The organism is Streptomyces sp. NBC_01264 (assembly GCF_026340675.1).
In the GTDB taxonomy this organism is placed as follows: domain Bacteria; phylum Actinomycetota; class Actinomycetes; order Streptomycetales; family Streptomycetaceae; genus Streptomyces.
The window spans coordinates 4007922-4025055 of the sequence record NZ_JAPEOX010000001.1 but is presented as its reverse complement, the minus strand read 5'-3'; the positions used below and the strand labels follow the sequence as shown (position 1 = coordinate 4025055).

At 68.1% G+C, this 17134-nt stretch carries 9 protein-coding genes and 3 rRNA genes; 6 read left to right on the top strand and 6 right to left on the bottom strand.

Annotated elements, in window-relative coordinates; genetic code table 11:
- Positions 1 to 450: 450 nt before the first annotated feature.
- From OG435_RS18565 to rrf, 3 genes are all read left to right on the top strand, one after another.
- Positions 451 to 1975: ribosomal RNA gene (locus OG435_RS18565) — 16S ribosomal RNA — on the top strand.
- Between the two features lie 284 nt (positions 1976 to 2259).
- A 23S ribosomal RNA gene (locus tag OG435_RS18560) occupies positions 2260 to 5383 on the top strand.
- A gap of 74 nt (positions 5384 to 5457) precedes the next feature.
- Positions 5458 to 5575: ribosomal RNA gene (gene rrf / locus OG435_RS18555) — 5S ribosomal RNA — on the top strand.
- The 16S, 23S and 5S rRNA genes sit together here, the layout of an rRNA operon.
- A 52-nt stretch (positions 5576 to 5627) precedes the next feature.
- On the opposite strand, the gene OG435_RS18550 is transcribed toward rrf, so the two are convergent.
- From OG435_RS18550 to OG435_RS18525, 6 genes are all read right to left on the bottom strand, one after another.
- Positions 5628 to 6458, bottom strand: a complete 831-nt coding sequence (locus OG435_RS18550; protein ID WP_266878029.1) for an alpha/beta fold hydrolase — start codon at positions 6456 to 6458, stop codon at positions 5628 to 5630.
- A 73-nt stretch (positions 6459 to 6531) separates the two neighbouring features.
- Positions 6532 to 7842, bottom strand: coding sequence for a DUF58 domain-containing protein (locus OG435_RS18545; protein WP_266878028.1), 1311 nt, complete (start codon positions 7840 to 7842; stop codon positions 6532 to 6534).
- On the bottom strand, positions 7842 to 8804 hold the full coding sequence (locus OG435_RS18540) for an AAA family ATPase (protein WP_266878027.1): 963 nt from the start codon (positions 8802 to 8804) through the stop codon (positions 7842 to 7844). The genes OG435_RS18545 and OG435_RS18540 overlap by 1 nt, the downstream gene beginning before the upstream one ends.
- The gene (locus OG435_RS18535) at positions 8801 to 10315 is read right to left on the bottom strand and encodes a DUF4350 domain-containing protein (protein ID WP_323187843.1); all 1515 of its coding nucleotides are present in this window, start codon (positions 10313 to 10315) and stop codon (positions 8801 to 8803) included. Before OG435_RS18535 ends, OG435_RS18540 begins: the two co-directional genes overlap by 4 nt.
- A complete protein-coding gene (locus tag OG435_RS18530; RefSeq protein ID WP_266878026.1) occupies positions 10312 to 10974 on the bottom strand; it encodes a DUF4129 domain-containing protein in 663 nt (220 codons plus the stop codon). Before OG435_RS18530 ends, OG435_RS18535 begins: the two co-directional genes overlap by 4 nt.
- A gap of 7 nt (positions 10975 to 10981) precedes the next feature.
- Positions 10982 to 12202, bottom strand: coding sequence for a hypothetical protein (locus OG435_RS18525; protein ID WP_266878025.1), 1221 nt, complete (start codon positions 12200 to 12202; stop codon positions 10982 to 10984).
- A 261-nt stretch (positions 12203 to 12463) separates the two neighbouring features.
- On the opposite strand from OG435_RS18525, the gene mtrA reads away from it, so the two are divergent.
- Genes mtrA through OG435_RS18510 form a run of 3 tightly spaced genes read left to right on the top strand, consistent with a single transcriptional unit; the run spans position 12464 to position 17034 of the window.
- Positions 12464 to 13153: a two-component system response regulator MtrA gene (mtrA, locus tag OG435_RS18520; protein WP_274552971.1), complete on the top strand. Its 690-nt coding sequence runs from the start codon at positions 12464 to 12466 to the stop codon at positions 13151 to 13153.
- 1 nt (position 13154) lies between these two features.
- Entirely contained in the window at positions 13155 to 15209 is a 2055-nt protein-coding gene (gene mtrB / locus OG435_RS18515) for an MtrAB system histidine kinase MtrB (protein WP_266878023.1), read from the top strand.
- Positions 15199 to 17034, top strand: coding sequence for an LpqB family beta-propeller domain-containing protein (locus OG435_RS18510; protein ID WP_266878022.1), 1836 nt, complete (start codon positions 15199 to 15201; stop codon positions 17032 to 17034). Before mtrB ends, OG435_RS18510 begins: the two co-directional genes overlap by 11 nt.
- Positions 17035 to 17134: the final 100 nt, after the last annotated feature.

Genomic DNA, 17134 nt, shown 5'->3' with positions numbered 1-17134 from the left:
TTCCAAGAGGGCACACCCCACTCTTCATTCAGGAAACTGAAGCCGGGAAATCCGGTGGAAAACTTCTGGTAGAGTCGGAATCGCCGGAAAGGGAAACGCGAAAGCGAAGAACTGGAAGGCGGAAAACAAGCGAGACAGACTCTGATAGAGTCTGAAACGCAAGAACAGAACGAAAAGCCCGGAGGAAAGCCCCAGTAAGTGTTACTGAGGGTGAGTACAAAGGAAGCGTCCGTTCCTTGAGAACTCAACAGCGTGCCAAAAATCAACGCCAAAAAGTTGATACCCCGTCCATTTCGGTGGATGAGGTTCCTTTGAAAAAGACCTGTGAGGTCGCGGCTTCGGCCCTGACACTTGCAGGCAATTACACAGCGAGGACGCAGTGGACGGTCGGTCTTATTCCGACATGACTGTCCCGCTCTAAGTGCGTGTGCACCCGATTACGGGTAAACATTCATGGAGAGTTTGATCCTGGCTCAGGACGAACGCTGGCGGCGTGCTTAACACATGCAAGTCGAACGATGAAGCCCTTCGGGGTGGATTAGTGGCGAACGGGTGAGTAACACGTGGGCAATCTGCCCTTCACTCTGGGACAAGCCCTGGAAACGGGGTCTAATACCGGATAACACTCCTGCCTGCATGGGCGGGGGTTAAAAGCTCCGGCGGTGAAGGATGAGCCCGCGGCCTATCAGCTTGTTGGTGGGGTAATGGCCCACCAAGGCGACGACGGGTAGCCGGCCTGAGAGGGCGACCGGCCACACTGGGACTGAGACACGGCCCAGACTCCTACGGGAGGCAGCAGTGGGGAATATTGCACAATGGGCGAAAGCCTGATGCAGCGACGCCGCGTGAGGGATGACGGCCTTCGGGTTGTAAACCTCTTTCAGCAGGGAAGAAGCGAAAGTGACGGTACCTGCAGAAGAAGCGCCGGCTAACTACGTGCCAGCAGCCGCGGTAATACGTAGGGCGCAAGCGTTGTCCGGAATTATTGGGCGTAAAGAGCTCGTAGGCGGCTTGTCACGTCGGATGTGAAAGCCCGAGGCTTAACCTCGGGTCTGCATTCGATACGGGCTAGCTAGAGTGTGGTAGGGGAGATCGGAATTCCTGGTGTAGCGGTGAAATGCGCAGATATCAGGAGGAACACCGGTGGCGAAGGCGGATCTCTGGGCCATTACTGACGCTGAGGAGCGAAAGCGTGGGGAGCGAACAGGATTAGATACCCTGGTAGTCCACGCCGTAAACGTTGGGAACTAGGTGTTGGCGACATTCCACGTCGTCGGTGCCGCAGCTAACGCATTAAGTTCCCCGCCTGGGGAGTACGGCCGCAAGGCTAAAACTCAAAGGAATTGACGGGGGCCCGCACAAGCAGCGGAGCATGTGGCTTAATTCGACGCAACGCGAAGAACCTTACCAAGGCTTGACATATACCGGAAAGCATTAGAGATAGTGCCCCCCTTGTGGTCGGTATACAGGTGGTGCATGGCTGTCGTCAGCTCGTGTCGTGAGATGTTGGGTTAAGTCCCGCAACGAGCGCAACCCTTGTCCTGTGTTGCCAGCATGCCCTTCGGGGTGATGGGGACTCACAGGAGACCGCCGGGGTCAACTCGGAGGAAGGTGGGGACGACGTCAAGTCATCATGCCCCTTATGTCTTGGGCTGCACACGTGCTACAATGGCCGGTACAATGAGCTGCGATACCGTGAGGTGGAGCGAATCTCAAAAAGCCGGTCTCAGTTCGGATTGGGGTCTGCAACTCGACCCCATGAAGTCGGAGTTGCTAGTAATCGCAGATCAGCATTGCTGCGGTGAATACGTTCCCGGGCCTTGTACACACCGCCCGTCACGTCACGAAAGTCGGTAACACCCGAAGCCGGTGGCCCAACCCGTAAGGGAGGGAGCTGTCGAAGGTGGGACTGGCGATTGGGACGAAGTCGTAACAAGGTAGCCGTACCGGAAGGTGCGGCTGGATCACCTCCTTTCTAAGGAGCACAGTACCGATTGCAGACAAACGTTCTGCACGGTCAGCTCAGGGTGGAACGTTGATTAGTTGGCACGGTTTCCTGGATGGATCACAAGTACTGCTTCGGCGTGGAAAGTGACTCACTGACGGGGGATCGTGCTTGGCACGTTGTTGGGTATCTGAGGGTACGGCCGTAAGGTCTTATCTTCGTGATGCCGGCCCCAGTGAACTTCGCCTTTTGGGTGAGGGTGATGGGTGACTGGTCGTTGCTTGAGAACTACACAGTGGACGCGAGCATCTGTAGGCCAAGTTTTTAAGGGCGCACGGTGGATGCCTTGGCACCAGGAACCGATGAAGGACGTGAGAGGCCGCGATAGGCCCCGGGGAGCTGCCAACTGAGCTTTGATCCGGGGGTGTCCGAATGGGGAAACCCGGCAGTCGTCATGGGCTGTCACCCACTGCTGAACACATAGGCAGTGTGGAGGGAACGCGGGGAAGTGAAACATCTCAGTACCCGCAGGAAGAGAAAACAACCGTGATTCCGGGAGTAGTGGCGAGCGAAACCGGATGAGGCCAAACCGTATGCGTGTGATACCCGGCAGGGGTTGCGCATGCGGGGTTGTGGGAATTCTTTTGATCGGTCTGCCGGCCGGTCGGCGAGTCAGAAACCGTTGATGTAGTCGAAGGACATGCGAAAGGTCCGGCGTAGAGGGTAAGACCCCCGTAGACGAAACATCAGCGGCTTGCTTAAGAATCTCCCAAGTAGCACGGGGCCCGAGAAATCCCGTGTGAATCTGGCGGGACCACCCGCTAAGCCTAAATATTCCCTGGTGACCGATAGCGGATAGTACCGTGAGGGAATGGTGAAAAGTACCGCGGGAGCGGAGTGAAATAGTACCTGAAACCGTGTGCCTACAAGCCGTGGGAGCGTCGCCGTTATTCTTCGGAATAACGGTCGTGACTGCGTGCCTTTTGAAGAATGAGCCTGCGAGTTAGCGGTGTGTAGCGAGGTTAACCCGTGTGGGGAAGCCGTAGCGAAAGCGAGTCCGAATAGGGCGATTGAGTTGCACGCTCTAGACCCGAAGCGGAGTGATCTAGCCATGGGCAGGTTGAAGCGGAGGTAAGACTTCGTGGAGGACCGAACCCACCAGGGTTGAAAACCTGGGGGATGACCTGTGGTTAGGGGTGAAAGGCCAATCAAACTCCGTGATAGCTGGTTCTCCCCGAAATGCATTTAGGTGCAGCGTCACGTGTTTCTTGCCGGAGGTAGAGCACTGGATAGGCGATGGGCCCTACCGGGTTACTGACCTTAGCCAAACTCCGAATGCCGGTAAGTGAGAGCGTGGCAGTGAGACTGTGGGGGATAAGCTCCATGGTCGAGAGGGAAACAGCCCAGAGCATCGACTAAGGCCCCTAAGCGTACGCTAAGTGGGAAAGGATGTGGAGTCGCAGAGACAACCAGGAGGTTGGCTTAGAAGCAGCCACCCTTGAAAGAGTGCGTAATAGCTCACTGGTCAAGTGATTCCGCGCCGACAATGTAGCGGGGCTCAAGCGTACCGCCGAAGTCGTGTCATTGCAGCAATAGGGCCAACGCCCGCTGTGATGGGTAGGGGAGCGTCGTGTGCCGGGTGAAGCAGCAGCGGAAGCTAGTTGTGGACGGTTCACGAGTGAGAATGCAGGCATGAGTAGCGATACACACGTGAGAAACGTGTGCGCCGATTGACTAAGGGTTCCTGGGTCAAGCTGATCTGCCCAGGGTAAGTCGGGACCTAAGGCGAGGCCGACAGGCGTAGTCGATGGACAACCGGTTGATATTCCGGTACCCGCTTTGAAACGCCCAATATCGAATCAGGCGATGCTAAGCCCGTGAAGCCGTTCCGGACCCTTCGGGGAAAGGAAAGTGGTGGAGCCGGCGAACCAGACTTGTAGTAGGTAAGCGATGGGGTGACGCAGGAAGGTAGTCCAGCCCGGGCGGTGGTAGTCCCGGGGTAAGGGTGTAGGCCGAGGGGTAGGCAAATCCGTCCCTCATATAAGGCTGAGACCTGATGCCGAGCCGATTGTGGTGAAGTGGATGATCCTATGCTGTCGAGAAAAGCCTCTAGCGAGTTTCATGGCGGCCCGTACCCTAAACCGACTCAGGTGGTCAGGTAGAGAATACCGAGGCGTTCGGGTGAACTATGGTTAAGGAACTCGGCAAAATGCCCCCGTAACTTCGGGAGAAGGGGGGCCAGTCCTGGTGATCGGATTTACTCCGTGAGCTGGGGGTGGCCGCAGAGACCAGCGAGAAGCGACTGTTTACTAAAAACACAGGTCCGTGCGAAGCCGTAAGGCGATGTATACGGACTGACGCCTGCCCGGTGCTGGAACGTTAAGGGGACCGGTTAGTCACATTTCGGTGTGGCGAAGCTGAGAACTTAAGCGCCAGTAAACGGCGGTGGTAACTATAACCATCCTAAGGTAGCGAAATTCCTTGTCGGGTAAGTTCCGACCTGCACGAATGGCGTAACGACTTCTCGACTGTCTCAACCATAGGCCCGGTGAAATTGCACTACGAGTAAAGATGCTCGTTTCGCGCAGCAGGACGGAAAGACCCCGGGACCTTTACTATAGTTTGATATTGGTGTTCGGTTCGGCTTGTGTAGGATAGGTGGGAGACTTTGAAGCGGCCACGCCAGTGGTTGTGGAGTCGTCGTTGAAATACCACTCTGGTCGTGCTGGATGTCTAACCTCGGTCCGTGATCCGGATCAGGGACAGTGTCTGATGGGTAGTTTAACTGGGGCGGTTGCCTCCCAAAAAGTAACGGAGGCGCCCAAAGGTTCCCTCAGCCTGGTTGGCAATCAGGTGTTGAGTGTAAGTGCACAAGGGAGCTTGACTGTGAGACCGACGGGTCGAGCAGGGACGAAAGTCGGGACTAGTGATCCGGCGGTGGCTTGTGGAAGCGCCGTCGCTCAACGGATAAAAGGTACCCCGGGGATAACAGGCTGATCTTCCCCAAGAGTCCATATCGACGGGATGGTTTGGCACCTCGATGTCGGCTCGTCGCATCCTGGGGCTGGAGTCGGTCCCAAGGGTTGGGCTGTTCGCCCATTAAAGCGGTACGCGAGCTGGGTTTAGAACGTCGTGAGACAGTTCGGTCCCTATCCGCTGTGCGCGTAGGAATATTGAGAAGGGCTGTCCCTAGTACGAGAGGACCGGGACGGACGAACCTCTGGTGTGCCAGTTGTCCTGCCAAGGGCATGGCTGGTTGGCTACGTTCGGGAGGGATAACCGCTGAAAGCATCTAAGCGGGAAGCCTGCTTCAAGATGAGTATTCCCACCTCCTTGAGAGGGTAAGGCTCCCAGTAGACGACTGGGTTGATAGGCCAGATGTGGAAGCCCGGTAACGGGTGGAGCTGACTGGTACTAATAGGCCGAGGGCTTGTCCTCAGTTGCTCGCGTCCACTGTGTTAGTTCTGAAGTAACGAACTGTGTTCATGTCCGGTTGGTTAACTTCATAGTGTTTCGGTGGTCATAGCGTTAGGGAAACGCCCGGTTTACATTCCGAACCCGGAAGCTAAGCCTTTCAGCGCCGATGGTACTGCAGGGGGGACCCTGTGGGAGAGTAGGACGCCGCCGAACAAATTTTGAGAAAAGCCCCGTACCGGGTAACCGGTACGGGGCTTTTCTGCGTTCAGAGGCCCTTTTCGAACTCGGTGAACGCGGCTCGGACGGCCTGCGGGGCGTCCAGCCAGGGAAAGTGGCCGGCGGCGGAGATCAGGCGATGCAGGATGTGCGGGCCGTTGAAGGACGGGGCCGTTCGCCACAGGCTTTGGTCGACGACGTGGTCGTCCGTGCCGCTGATGATCAGGGTCGGCAGGGTGCGGGGGGCCCAGCGGGCTCTGTAGGTGTCGTCGAAGTGGGCTGAGGCCCAGGTCGTCGCCGCGTTGTTGTACGGGAGGGCTTCGAGGAGGGCACGGCCCGCGGTCAGTGAGGCGGGGGTGAAGTTCCACGGGGCCGCGGCGAGGGTGAGGGCACGCAGGGTCGCGTCCGAGGGGGTGTGGGCGTACGCGGTGGCCGCCTCCGCGACCCCGGGGAGCGGATGGGCCAGGGCGTGGGCCGCGAAGGCGGACTGCCAGCCCGAGTGCGGGGCGCTTTCGATGAGGACAAGGCCGGCCAGGTGCGGTTCCAGCGCCGGTGTGGAGAGGGCGAACATGCCCCCGGTGGAGTGACCGACCACGACGACCTCGGGCAGGGCCTCGGCGGCTTCCGTGAGGACGGCCGGCCAGAGGGCGTACGGATCGCGCGGGGTGGTGGGCGGGTCGGTGTTAGAGCCGTCACCGGGGAGGTCGAGCAACCAGGCCGTCCCCGGGACCGCTGCCGTCCGTACGAGGCCGGCCAGGGACTCGGAGCCCAGGCCCGGGCCGCCAGGGACGAACAGCCAGTTCCAGCGGCCGGGCCGCTGCGAGGCCCGGCGCAGTCTGACGCCCGAGTGGGTCCACCACTGCCGCGGTCGCTCGATCATGCGTCCCACCGTAGAGCCGGGAGCCGTCCGGTTGCGGTCAACCGGACTCCCGGTCCTCCGGGCATGGCGCCGGTCAGAGCCGGCCGGCGGCCTTGAGGGCGAGGTAGGCGTCGGCCAGGGCCGGGGCCAGGGTGTCCGGGGTGGCGTCGACCACGTGGACGCCGTGGCGGGTCAGCTGCTCGGCCGTGCGGCGGCGGGCGGATTGGGACTGGGTGCCTGCCGCGGCTTCGTAGACGGCTTCCACCGTGCCGCGGGACTTCGTCATCTCCGCGACGTGGGGGTCGGAGACCGAGGCCAGCAGGACCGTGTGGCGCTGGGTGAGGCGGGGGAGGAGCGGGAGCAGGCCCTCCTCGACGGGGGCCGCGTCCAGGCTGGTCAGGAGGACCACCAGGGAGCGCCGCGGGGCGCTGCGCAGGATGGTGGAGACCAGGGTGCGCGAGTCGGTTTCGACCAGTTCCGGTTCGAGGGTGGCCATCGCGTTCACGAAGGCGGGGAGGGTGTCGGCCGCCGAGCGGGCCTGGACCTGGGCGCGGAGGCGGCGGTCGTGGGCCAGGAGGTCCACGCGGTCGCCCGCGCGGGTGGCCAGGGCGGCCAGGAGCAGGGCCGCGTCCATCGCCGAGTCCAGGCGCGGCGCGTCGCCGACGCGGCCGGCCGCGGTGCGGCCGGTGTCGAGGCAGATGAGGATGTGGCGGTCGCGTTCCGGGCGCCAGGTGCGGACGGCGACCTTGTGCTGGCGGGCGGTGGCCCGCCAGTCGATGGAACGGGTGTCGTCGCCGGGTACGTAGTCGCGCAGGCTGTCGAACTCCGTGCCCTCACCGCGCGTCAGGACGCTGGTGCGGCCGTCGAGTTCGCGCAGGCGCGCGAGGCGGGACGGGAGGTGCTTGCGGCTGGTGAACGGGGGCAGGACACGGACCGTCCAGGGGACGGTGTGGTGGCCCTGGCGGGCCAGGAGGCCGAGCGGGCCGTACGAGCGGATCGTGACGCGGGCCGCCTGGCGGTCGCCGCGGCGGGTGGGCCGCAGGCGGGTGATGAGGCGGCGGCGTTCGCCCGGGGGGACCGTCAGCGTGTGGCGGGAGTCCGCGACTTCCGTTCCGGGGACCCAGCTGCTCGGGGGCCAGGCGTCCCGGATCCGGGCGCGGAGGGCGCGCGGGGAGGGGTTCGTGATCGTGAGGTGGACGTCGGCGGATTCGCCGAGGCGGACGGAGGTGTCGCCGGAGCGTGCCAGTTGGAGCGTGCGGACCGGCGCGGCGAGGGCGTAGTCGACCGCGCAGGCCAGGGCGATGGGGGCGTTGACCGCCAGCATCCCCGCCCAGCTCGGTCCGAGGAGGCCGACGGGGATGCTGCCGAGGGCCGCGAGCAGCGCGGCGCGTCCGGTGAGCGCCATCAGCGCGGGACGGGGACGTGGGTGAGGATCGCGGTGATGACCGCGTCGGCCGTGACGCCCTCCATCTCGGCCTCGGGGCGCAGTTGGACGCGGTGGCGCAGGGTCGGCAGGGCGAGGGCCTTCACGTCGTCGGGGGTGACGTAGTCGCGGCCCACGAGCCAGGCCCAGGCGCGGGCGGTGGCCAGCAGCGCGGTGGCGCCGCGCGGGGAGACGCCGAGGGTGAGGGAGGGGGAGTCGCGGGTGGCGCGGCAGATGTCGACGACGTATGCGGTGATCTCCGGGGAGACGCTGGTGGCTTCGACGGCCTTGCGGGCGGCGTCGAGCTCGGCGGGGCCGGCGACCGGGCGGATGCCCGCGGAGTGCAGGTCGCGGGGGTTGAAGCCGGCCGCGTGGCGGGTCAGTACGCCGATCTCGTCCTCGCGGGAGGGGAGCGGGACGGTGAGCTTCAGGAGGAAGCGGTCCAGCTGGGCCTCGGGGAGGGGGTAGGTGCCCTCGTACTCGACCGGGTTCATGGTCGCGGCGACGAGGAAGGGCTCCGGGAGCTTGCGGGGCGTGCCGTCGACGGTCACCTGGCGCTCCTCCATCGCTTCGAGGAGGGAGGACTGGGTCTTGGGAGGCGTGCGGTTGATCTCGTCGGCGAGGAGCAGGTTGGTGAAGACCGGGCCGTTCTGGAAGGAGAACTCCGCGGTGCGGGCGTCGTAGACGAGGGAGCCGGTGACATCGCTCGGCATCAGGTCGGGGGTGAACTGGACGCGCTTGGTGTCGAGTTCGAGGGACGCGGCGAGGGCCCGGACGAGGAGGGTCTTCGCGACGCCGGGGACGCCTTCGAGGAGGACGTGGCCGCGGCAGAGGAGGGCTACGACGAGACCGGTGACGGCGGAATCCTGGCCGACCACGGCCTTTCCGATCTCGGTGCGGAGCGCCTCCAGGGCGGAGCGGGCGCTGTCCGTGGTGGCCGTCATGAGGTGCGGACCTCCCTTTCGAGGGCGTCGAGGTGGTCGGCGAGCGCGATGAGCGCCGCGTCCGTGGTGGGGGTCGTGCCGAAGAGCAGGGTGTCCGGGTCGTTCGGGGGCTGCCCTGCCGTGAGGCGGGCCGCGACCGCGGGGACCAGGGAGGCCGGGTCGTGGGCCCGGGTGGCCGGTACGCCGACCAGCGCGGCCAGGCGTTCGCGGGCGGCGGCGCGCAGCACGGTGGCCGCGCGGTCTCGGGCGCCGGCCTTGCGGTACAGCCGGGCGCGGCCCTCGGTGGCCTCGGAGGCGCGGACGAGGACGGGCAGGCGTTCGGTGACGAGCGGGCCGAGGCGGCGGGCGCGCCAGAGCGCGGCGACGGCGGCGGCGAGGAAGAGCTGGAGCAGGGCCCAGCTCCAGCCGGCGGGGATCAGGTCGAGGAAGCTCTGCTCCTCGCCGCTTCCTTCGGCGTCGGGGTCGCTGTCGGCGAGGGACGGCAGGTACCAGACGAGGTTCGGGCGGGAGCCGAGGAGTTGGAGTGCGAGGGAGGCGTTGCCCTCCTTGGCGATGGCGTTGTTGAGGAGGATGCCCTCGGAGCCGAGGAGGACGGTGTCGCCGCCGCGGGTGCCGGTGGGCAGGACGAGCAGGGTGGGGTGGCCGGTGCTCGGGTAGCAGCCGGTGGCTCCGGGGGCGGTGGTGTAGCGGTGGCCGCCGCCGGTCGCGGCGCGGCCCGCGGTGGTGGCGGCGGGGAGGGTGCAGGTGCTGGCGCCCGGATCGAGGTTCACGTCCGGGGCGTCGCCGTCGGTGCGGATGCCGGGGGCGAGGGAGGGGAGGCTGAGGGCGCTCGGCGCGAGCAGGACGGTCCGGCCGCCGGAGAGGTCGATCGCGGAACGGATGTCGCGGAGCTGGGTCTCCCCGAGCCGGTCGGGGTCGGTGACCAGCAGGGTCGTGTCGGGGCCGGCGGCGTCGGCGGCCTCCGCGGCGGTGGTGACGACCCGGGTGGTGACCCCGCGGTCCGCGAGCAGTTCGGCCACGGCCCGGCTGCCGGAGGGGTCGGCGGAGCGGGGGTCGAGGTAGCCGTGCCGGGCACCGGAGTTGAGGGCGGCGAGGGCCAGCGCGGCGGTGAGGAGCACGGCGAGCGCGAGGAGGAAACCGCGGGACCGGGCCCACAGGTCCCGGGGCGATGCGCCTGCGGCGGCCGTACGGGGAGGCGCGCCGGCCCCGCCGGACAGCGTGGCGGGGGCTCCGGCGGGTGCGGCCGACCCGGCGGGGCCGGGCGTGCCGGTCGCTGCCGCGTGGAGCGGGGGCACGGGGGCTGCGCCCGGATGTGGGTGGCCCGTGCCGCGGGCGGCGTCCGGCATGTCGGAGGCTGCGGCGGCCGGCGGGGGCGCTGCCGGGGAGGCTGCGCCTTCTGTGCGGCGGGTCGTGCCGGGGGCTGAGGGGGGCTGCGTACCGGGGGCCGTGTCCGTGCTCGGAGCCGGGTCGTCCGGGTCGGGGGTGGTCGGGTCCGGGGTGGGGGCGGTCATCCGGTGGGGCCTGTCAGGAGGGGCTTGGTTCGGGACAGGGCCTGGTCCAGGGTGGTGAGGGCCGTGTACATCTCGGGCGTGGCCGGGTGGGCGCCGTAGGTGACGTCGTCGAAGGTGCGCGCCGCCGTGCGGAGGGCCGTGGCGTGGGACGGGAGGGAGCGGGCGGCTTCCGTGGCCGCCTCGTCCGCGGTGCGTCCGGGTCGGGGGTCGAGGAGGGTGCGCTCCTCCAGGGAGCGGACCACGGCGCGCATGCGCTCCTGGACGGCTTCGCTCCAGCGGCCCTCGCCGGCCAGTGCCTCGGCGGTGGCGCGGTGGTCCGCCGCGCTGCGGACGCCGTCGTCGAAGAGGGTGCCCGCGGCGCGGGAGGCCGTACGGCGGGGGGCGCCCAGGCGCCACCACAGGGCGGCGACGACGAGGAGGACGAACACGGCGATGGCCAGCAGGCCCAGCGGGCCGCCCGGGGTCGCGCCGGAGGCGTGGTCGAAGAGCTCGCCCACCCAGTCCCAGAAGCGGTTCAGGGCCCTTTGGACCAGCCCCGGGTCGTTCTCGTGGTAGGCGGGCTTGGACAGCTCGTGGCGGGCCGCCTCGCGGGCGGCCTCGCGGCCGATGCCGGGTTGTGGCGTGGGTTGTGGTGCGAGCAGGCCCCCCGTGCTCCTCATTCCCGCGTCAGCCTCCGGTCGGCGGCGTGGTGGTGCCGTAGTTCTCGATGCCCGCCGCCCGGGCCAGTTCCAGGTCGAGGGCCTCGCGGCGGATGCGCTGGTCGATGTAGAGCAGGACGCTGACGCCCGCCTGGACCGGCATGGTGATCGTCAGGGCGATGATCCCGCCGATGGCCGCGAAGATCAAGTAGCCCCAGTTCGTCGCCCCGGAGCCGTCGGCCATGCCTTCGAGGCCGCCGCCGAACACCAGCCCGCCCACGAGGGTGAGGGGCAGGACGATGAGGGCCGCGAGCAAGGTCGTGATGACGCTGGTCAGGAGGGTGATGCCGAAGATCCTCCACCAGGAGCCCTTGACCAGCTTCGAGGAGCGGGTCAGGGCCTTGAACACCGTCGTCTTCTCCAGCATCAGGGCGGGGGAGGCGAGGGCGAACCGGATCCAGAGCCAGAGGACCAGGCCCACGGCGACGAGGCCGCCGAGGACGGCGAGGCCGCCCTGTCCGGCCAGGGCGCCGGGCAGGACCAGGACGGTGACGACGAGGGCCGATCCGATGCCCAGGAGCAGAGTCAGGCCGAACAGCCGCAGGAGCTGCGGGCGGGCCTCGCGCCAGGCGGTGCCGATGGAGGAGCCGTGGCCGAGCACCGCACGGCTGTAGATCATCGTGAGCATGGCGGTGGCCACGATGGAGCCGACGAGCTGGATGAAACCGTCCAGCGCGCTCACCCCCACCATGGCGCCGAGCGAATCGAGCTGCTCTTGCGCCGTGGTGCCCGAGGTGTCCAGCACGAGGTCGCCGAACACGTACTTCTGGGAGAGCAGGCTGGCCAGCTGGACGATGACGGCCACGACCAGGGTGATCGGGAGCACCGCGCGCCAGTGCTTGCGCATGGTGCTGACGGCACCGTCGAGGATCTCGCCCAGGCCCAGCGGCCGCAGCGGGATCACGCCGGGCTTCGCCGCCTGCGTGTGGGCGCCCCAGCCGCCCTGGCCGCCGTTCTGGGGGCCGGTGCCGTACGAACCCCAGCCCGTGCCCGGCTGCGGGGCCGCGGGCGGCTGCTGCGGGTTCGGCGGGGTCTGGCCCGGGGTCGGGCTCGACCACTGGCCGGGGGGAGGCTGCTCGGCGGACCATTTGGAATCGCCGGTTCCGCCTGTAGGCGGCTGCGTACCGTGGGAGCCCTCACCGTCGGACGGGGAGGATCCGGGCGTAGCCCAGCCCGGAGAGTCGTTCATCGTCGCTCCTTCACGTGCACGCGGGGTGCGGGCGCTTGGTCCGGCTGCCATCGTGCCATGTGACAACCTCGAACGGACCAGCCGTCCCGAACGGACCAGGGGTCTCCTGGATCCCGGATGGATCAGGCATGTTCGCGCCTTCGTCTGACGGGCGGATCCGAGGCACACTGGGCGCCCTGATCTCCACGCAGGTCCGAGGGACTATTTCCAGCCCCTTTGGCTGTGGGACAGCTCACCGCCGGGTAACGATTAGCTAATGGGATGATGTCAACCATGAAGGGACGCGTCCTTGTCGTCGACGACGACACCGCGCTGGCCGAGATGCTCGGCATTGTGCTGCGTGGAGAAGGTTTTGAGCCGTCGTTCGTAGCGGACGGTGACAAGGCACTGGCTGCCTTCCGGGAGGCGAAGCCGGATCTCGTGCTGCTCGACCTCATGCTCCCCGGTAGGGACGGCATAGAGGTGTGCAGACTGATCCGCGCCGAGTCTGGCGTACCGATCGTGATGCTCACCGCCAAGAGCGACACCGTGGACGTGGTCGTGGGCCTGGAGTCCGGGGCCGACGACTACATCGTCAAGCCGTTCAAGCCGAAGGAGCTGGTGGCCCGCATCCGGGCCCGCCTGCGCCGTTCGGAGGAGCCGGCGCCCGAGCAGCTGACCATCGGTGACCTGGTCATCGACGTGGCCGGGCACTCGGTGAAGCGGGAAGGCGCCTCGATCGCGCTGACCCCGCTGGAGTTCGACCTGCTGGTCGCGCTCGCCCGCAAGCCCTGGCAGGTGTTCACCCGCGAGGTGCTGCTGGAGCAGGTCTGGGGCTACCGCCACGCGGCCGACACCCGCCTGGTCAACGTGCACGTCCAGCGGCTGCGCTCCAAGGTCGAGAAGGACCCGGAGCGCCCCGAGATCGTCGTGACGGTGCGCGGGGTCGGCTACAAGGCCGGACCGAGCTGACATGACACCCGGCGAGCCCCGTGGCCGCTCCCGCTGGGGGGCGCTGCGGGGCGGCCGGCAGCTCCGCGTCAACACGGTCGGAGCGCCCGGCGGCCCCGTGCTGCGGCTGTTCGTACGCCTCGTACGCCGGCCGCTGCTTCCGGCTGTCCGGTTGTGGCGGCGCAACATCCAGCTCCGGGTGGTCGCCGCCACCCTGCTGATCTCCCTCGCCGTGGTCCTCGCCCTCGGGTTCGTGGTCATCGCGCAGGTCAGCAAGGGCCTCCTCGACGCCAAGGAGGAGGCCGCGCAGAGCCAGGCCGCGGGCGGCTTCGCGGTCGCACAGGAGAAGGCCAACACGCCCTACACGGTGGACGGGTCCGACGCCTCCGACAACAAGGTCGGCCGGGACGCCAGTACCTGGATGAACTCCCTGGTCAAGCAGCTCGCCAGTGGTGGGCAGAGCGCCTTCGAGGTGGCGGCGCTGGGCGCCGGAACCGGAACCGGCGAGGAAACGCCGGCCCGCGGAGCCCTCGGTGGCGTCCGCGGCGCCCGTGCCTCCGGCAACGTGGACCCGGCCACCAGCGTCCCGCTGGGGCTGCGGCGCAACGTCAACCACGCGACCGGTGCCTTCAAGACCTTCTCGCAGATCCGCTACACCGACGCCGGGGACAAGCTGCCCGAGCCCGCGCTCGTCATCGGCAAGCGGCTCACCGACATCAACGGCGACCCGTACGACCTGTACTACCTCTTCCCGCTCACCCAGGAGGAGGAGTCCCTCAACCTGGTCAAGGCCACCATCGCCACCGCCGGCCTCTTCGTCGTGGTGCTGCTCGGCGGGATCGCCTGGCTGGTCGTGCGCCAGGTCGTCACCCCCGTCCGGATGGCCGCCGGGATCGCCGAGCGGCTCTCGGCGGGGCGGCTCCAGGAGCGGATGAAGGTCACCGGCGAGGACGACATCGCCCGCCTGGGCGAGGCCTTCAACAAGATGGCCCAGACCCTCCAGAACAAGATCCAGCAGCTGGAGGACCTCTCCCGGCTCCAGCGGCGCTTCGTCTCGGACGTCTCCCACGAGCTGCGCACCCCGCTCACGACGGTCCGTATGGCGGCGGACGTGATCCACGACGCCCGCGCCGACTTCGACCCGGTCACCGCGCGCTCCGCCGAGCTCCTCGCCGGGCAGCTCGACCGCTTCGAGTCGCTCCTGGCCGACCTGCTGGAGATCAGCCGGTTCGACGCGGGCGCCGCGGCCCTGGAGGCGGAGCCCATCGACCTGCGGGACGTCGTGCACCGCGTCATCGACGGGGCCCAGCCGCTCGCCGATCACAAGAACACCCGGATCCGCGTCCTCGGGGACACCCAGCCGGTGATAGCCGAGGCCGACGCCCGGCGCGTGGAGCGGGTCCTGCGCAATCTCGTCGTCAACGCCGTCGAGCACGGCGAGGGCCGCGACGTGGTCGTGCGGCTCGCCTCGGCGGGCGGTGCCGTCGCCGTGGCCGTACGGGACTACGGAGTCGGGCTCAAGCCCGGCGAGGCCACCCGTGTCTTCAACCGCTTCTGGCGCGCCGACCCGGCGCGGGCGCGCACGACCGGCGGTACCGGCCTCGGCCTGTCCATCGCCGTCGAGGACGCCCGGCTGCACGGGGGCTGGCTCCAGGCGTGGGGCGAGCCCGGCGGCGGCTCGCAGTTCCGGCTGACGCTGCCGCGCACGGCCGACGAGCCGCTGCGCGGATCGCCGATCCCGCTGGAGCCCGAGGATTCCCGGGCCAACCGGGCCAGGGCCGCCGCCGAGGCCGCGGAAGGCTCCGCGGCGGCCGGGCGCCAGGCGCAGCAGGCCGGGCGGAACGACCGGTCGCCGATACCGCCGAGGTCCCCGGTCGGGGGCGCGGTGCCCGTACCGGCCGACCCGACGGCGCTGCCGGGCAACGGGGCGCGGGTCGTGACCCGGCCGGCGGAGCAGGGACAGGGTTCCGGGGGCGGGGCGGCGAACGCGCGCTCCGGCGGGACCGCGGGAGCAACCGACCGAGAGGGTGGCAGCAGCGGTGGAGCGGGCGCGGCGGGTGGATCGCATGGGCGCTGAGCCGGGCCGGTCGCGCCGTCGCGCGCCGCGCGCCCTCGGCGTCGTCAGGGCCCTCGCCCTCGGTGTGGCGGGGCTGCTGTTGGCCGGCTGCGCCTCCATGCCCGACCACGGTGAGGTCCGTCCCGTGGAGGCCTCCCAGGGCGTCGACTCCCAGGTCCGCGTCTTCGGCGTGCCGCCGGCCGACAAGGCCAGTCCGCAGGAGATCGTCGACGGCTTCCTGGAGGCCATGACCAGCGATGATCCGCAGCTCCAGACCGCCCGCAAGTACCTCACTGCGGAAGCGGCGGAGAAATGGAAGCCCGGAGCGGCCGTCACCGTGCTCTCCTCGGGCCTGGACCGGTTCTCCGTACCGGGCGAGAAGGACCCGGCGGCCCCCCGGTTCAAGATCGCGGGCAAGATGCTGGCCACGGTGGACGAGCGCAGCGCCTACCAGCCGGACGACCGGCGCTACGAGCAGTTCCTCCAGCTCCAGCAGACGGGCGACCAGTGGCGGATCGCGACCCCGCCCAGCAGCCTGGTGCTGAGCGAGTCCGACTTCCAGCGCATCTACCGGCCGGTCAACAAGTACTACTTCGCGGGCTCCACGCTCGTCGCCGACCCCGTCTACGTGCGCCAGCGCAGCGACCCCGACTCCCGGATGGACCCCACCACTCAGACCGTCACCTCGCTGCTGGACGGTCCCTCCAAGTGGCTCGGGCCGGTGGTCACTTCCAGCTTCCCGACCGGTACGGAACTGCGCGAGGGCACCAAGTCCCTTTCGATCGACGGCCAGAACGCGCTGCGCGTACCGCTGAACAAGAACGCGGACGACGTCGTGGAGCCGCAGTGCCGCCGGATGGCGACCCAACTCCTGTACACGGTCAAGGACCTGACGGGCTTTCGGATCGACCGGGTCGACATCGTGCGCTCCGACGGCACCACCCGCTGCCAGGTGTCCGAGGTGGACGCCGCCGTGATCGCCAACCTGCCGCTCTCGCCCGGGCACCAGTACTACGTGGACGCCGAGCACCGGCTGCAGCGGCTCAACCTGGACCCGAACCGCGAGGACCAGCAGGACCCGCCGTCACCGGCTCCCGGGCCGTTGTCCGGGAACCCGGCCTTCAAGGTGGGCTCCGCCGCCGTGTCCTACGACGAGAAGCGCGCCGCGGTCGTCTCCGAGGACGGGCACGGGCTGTACGTGGTCAACCTGACCACCGCCGGACCGATGCCGCCGCCGATGCTGACGGGCAAGGGGGCCAAGCCCTACGGGCTCGCCACCCCGACGTGGGATGCGACCGGCGACCTGTGGGTCGCGGACCCCGACCCGCAGGACCCGGCGCTGTGGCGGCTGCCCGGCGGCACCGGAGCACCCGAACGGGTCGAGGTGTCCGGGCTGGCCGGCGGGCGGATCACGGGGCTGAAGGCCTCGCCCGACGGGGTGCGGATCGCGCTGCTGGTGCAGCGGGAGAGCCGCAAGTACCTGTACACCGGGCGGATCGAGCGGCCCGAGAAGGGCGACGCCTCGGCGGTCGCGGTGCGCGAGCTGCGCCCGGCCGCTCCGCAGCTGGCCGACGTGACGGCGATGAGCTGGGCGCCGCGGGGCCGGCTGCTGGTGGTGGGCCGGGAGAGCGGCGGGGTCGTGCAGGCCCGCTACATGCTGTCCGACGGCTCGATGGTCGGGGCCGGGCTGCCCGGCGCGACGGGGCTGGTGGCGGTCGCCGCGAGCGAGGACGAGAAGAAGCCGGTGGTCGCCGAGTCCTTGGAGGACGGCATCGTGTGGCTGCCGCCGGGGGCGCAGTGGCGCACGGTGGTGGCCGGCGGGAAGGCTCCGGTCTACCCGGGCTGACGGCTGCGCCGGACCGGGCCCGGCGGACCGGGCCCGGGGGCTGTTGTGGCCTGCCCTTTTGCCTGGTTGCCCGGTTGCGCGGTTGTCCACAGGGGTGGTG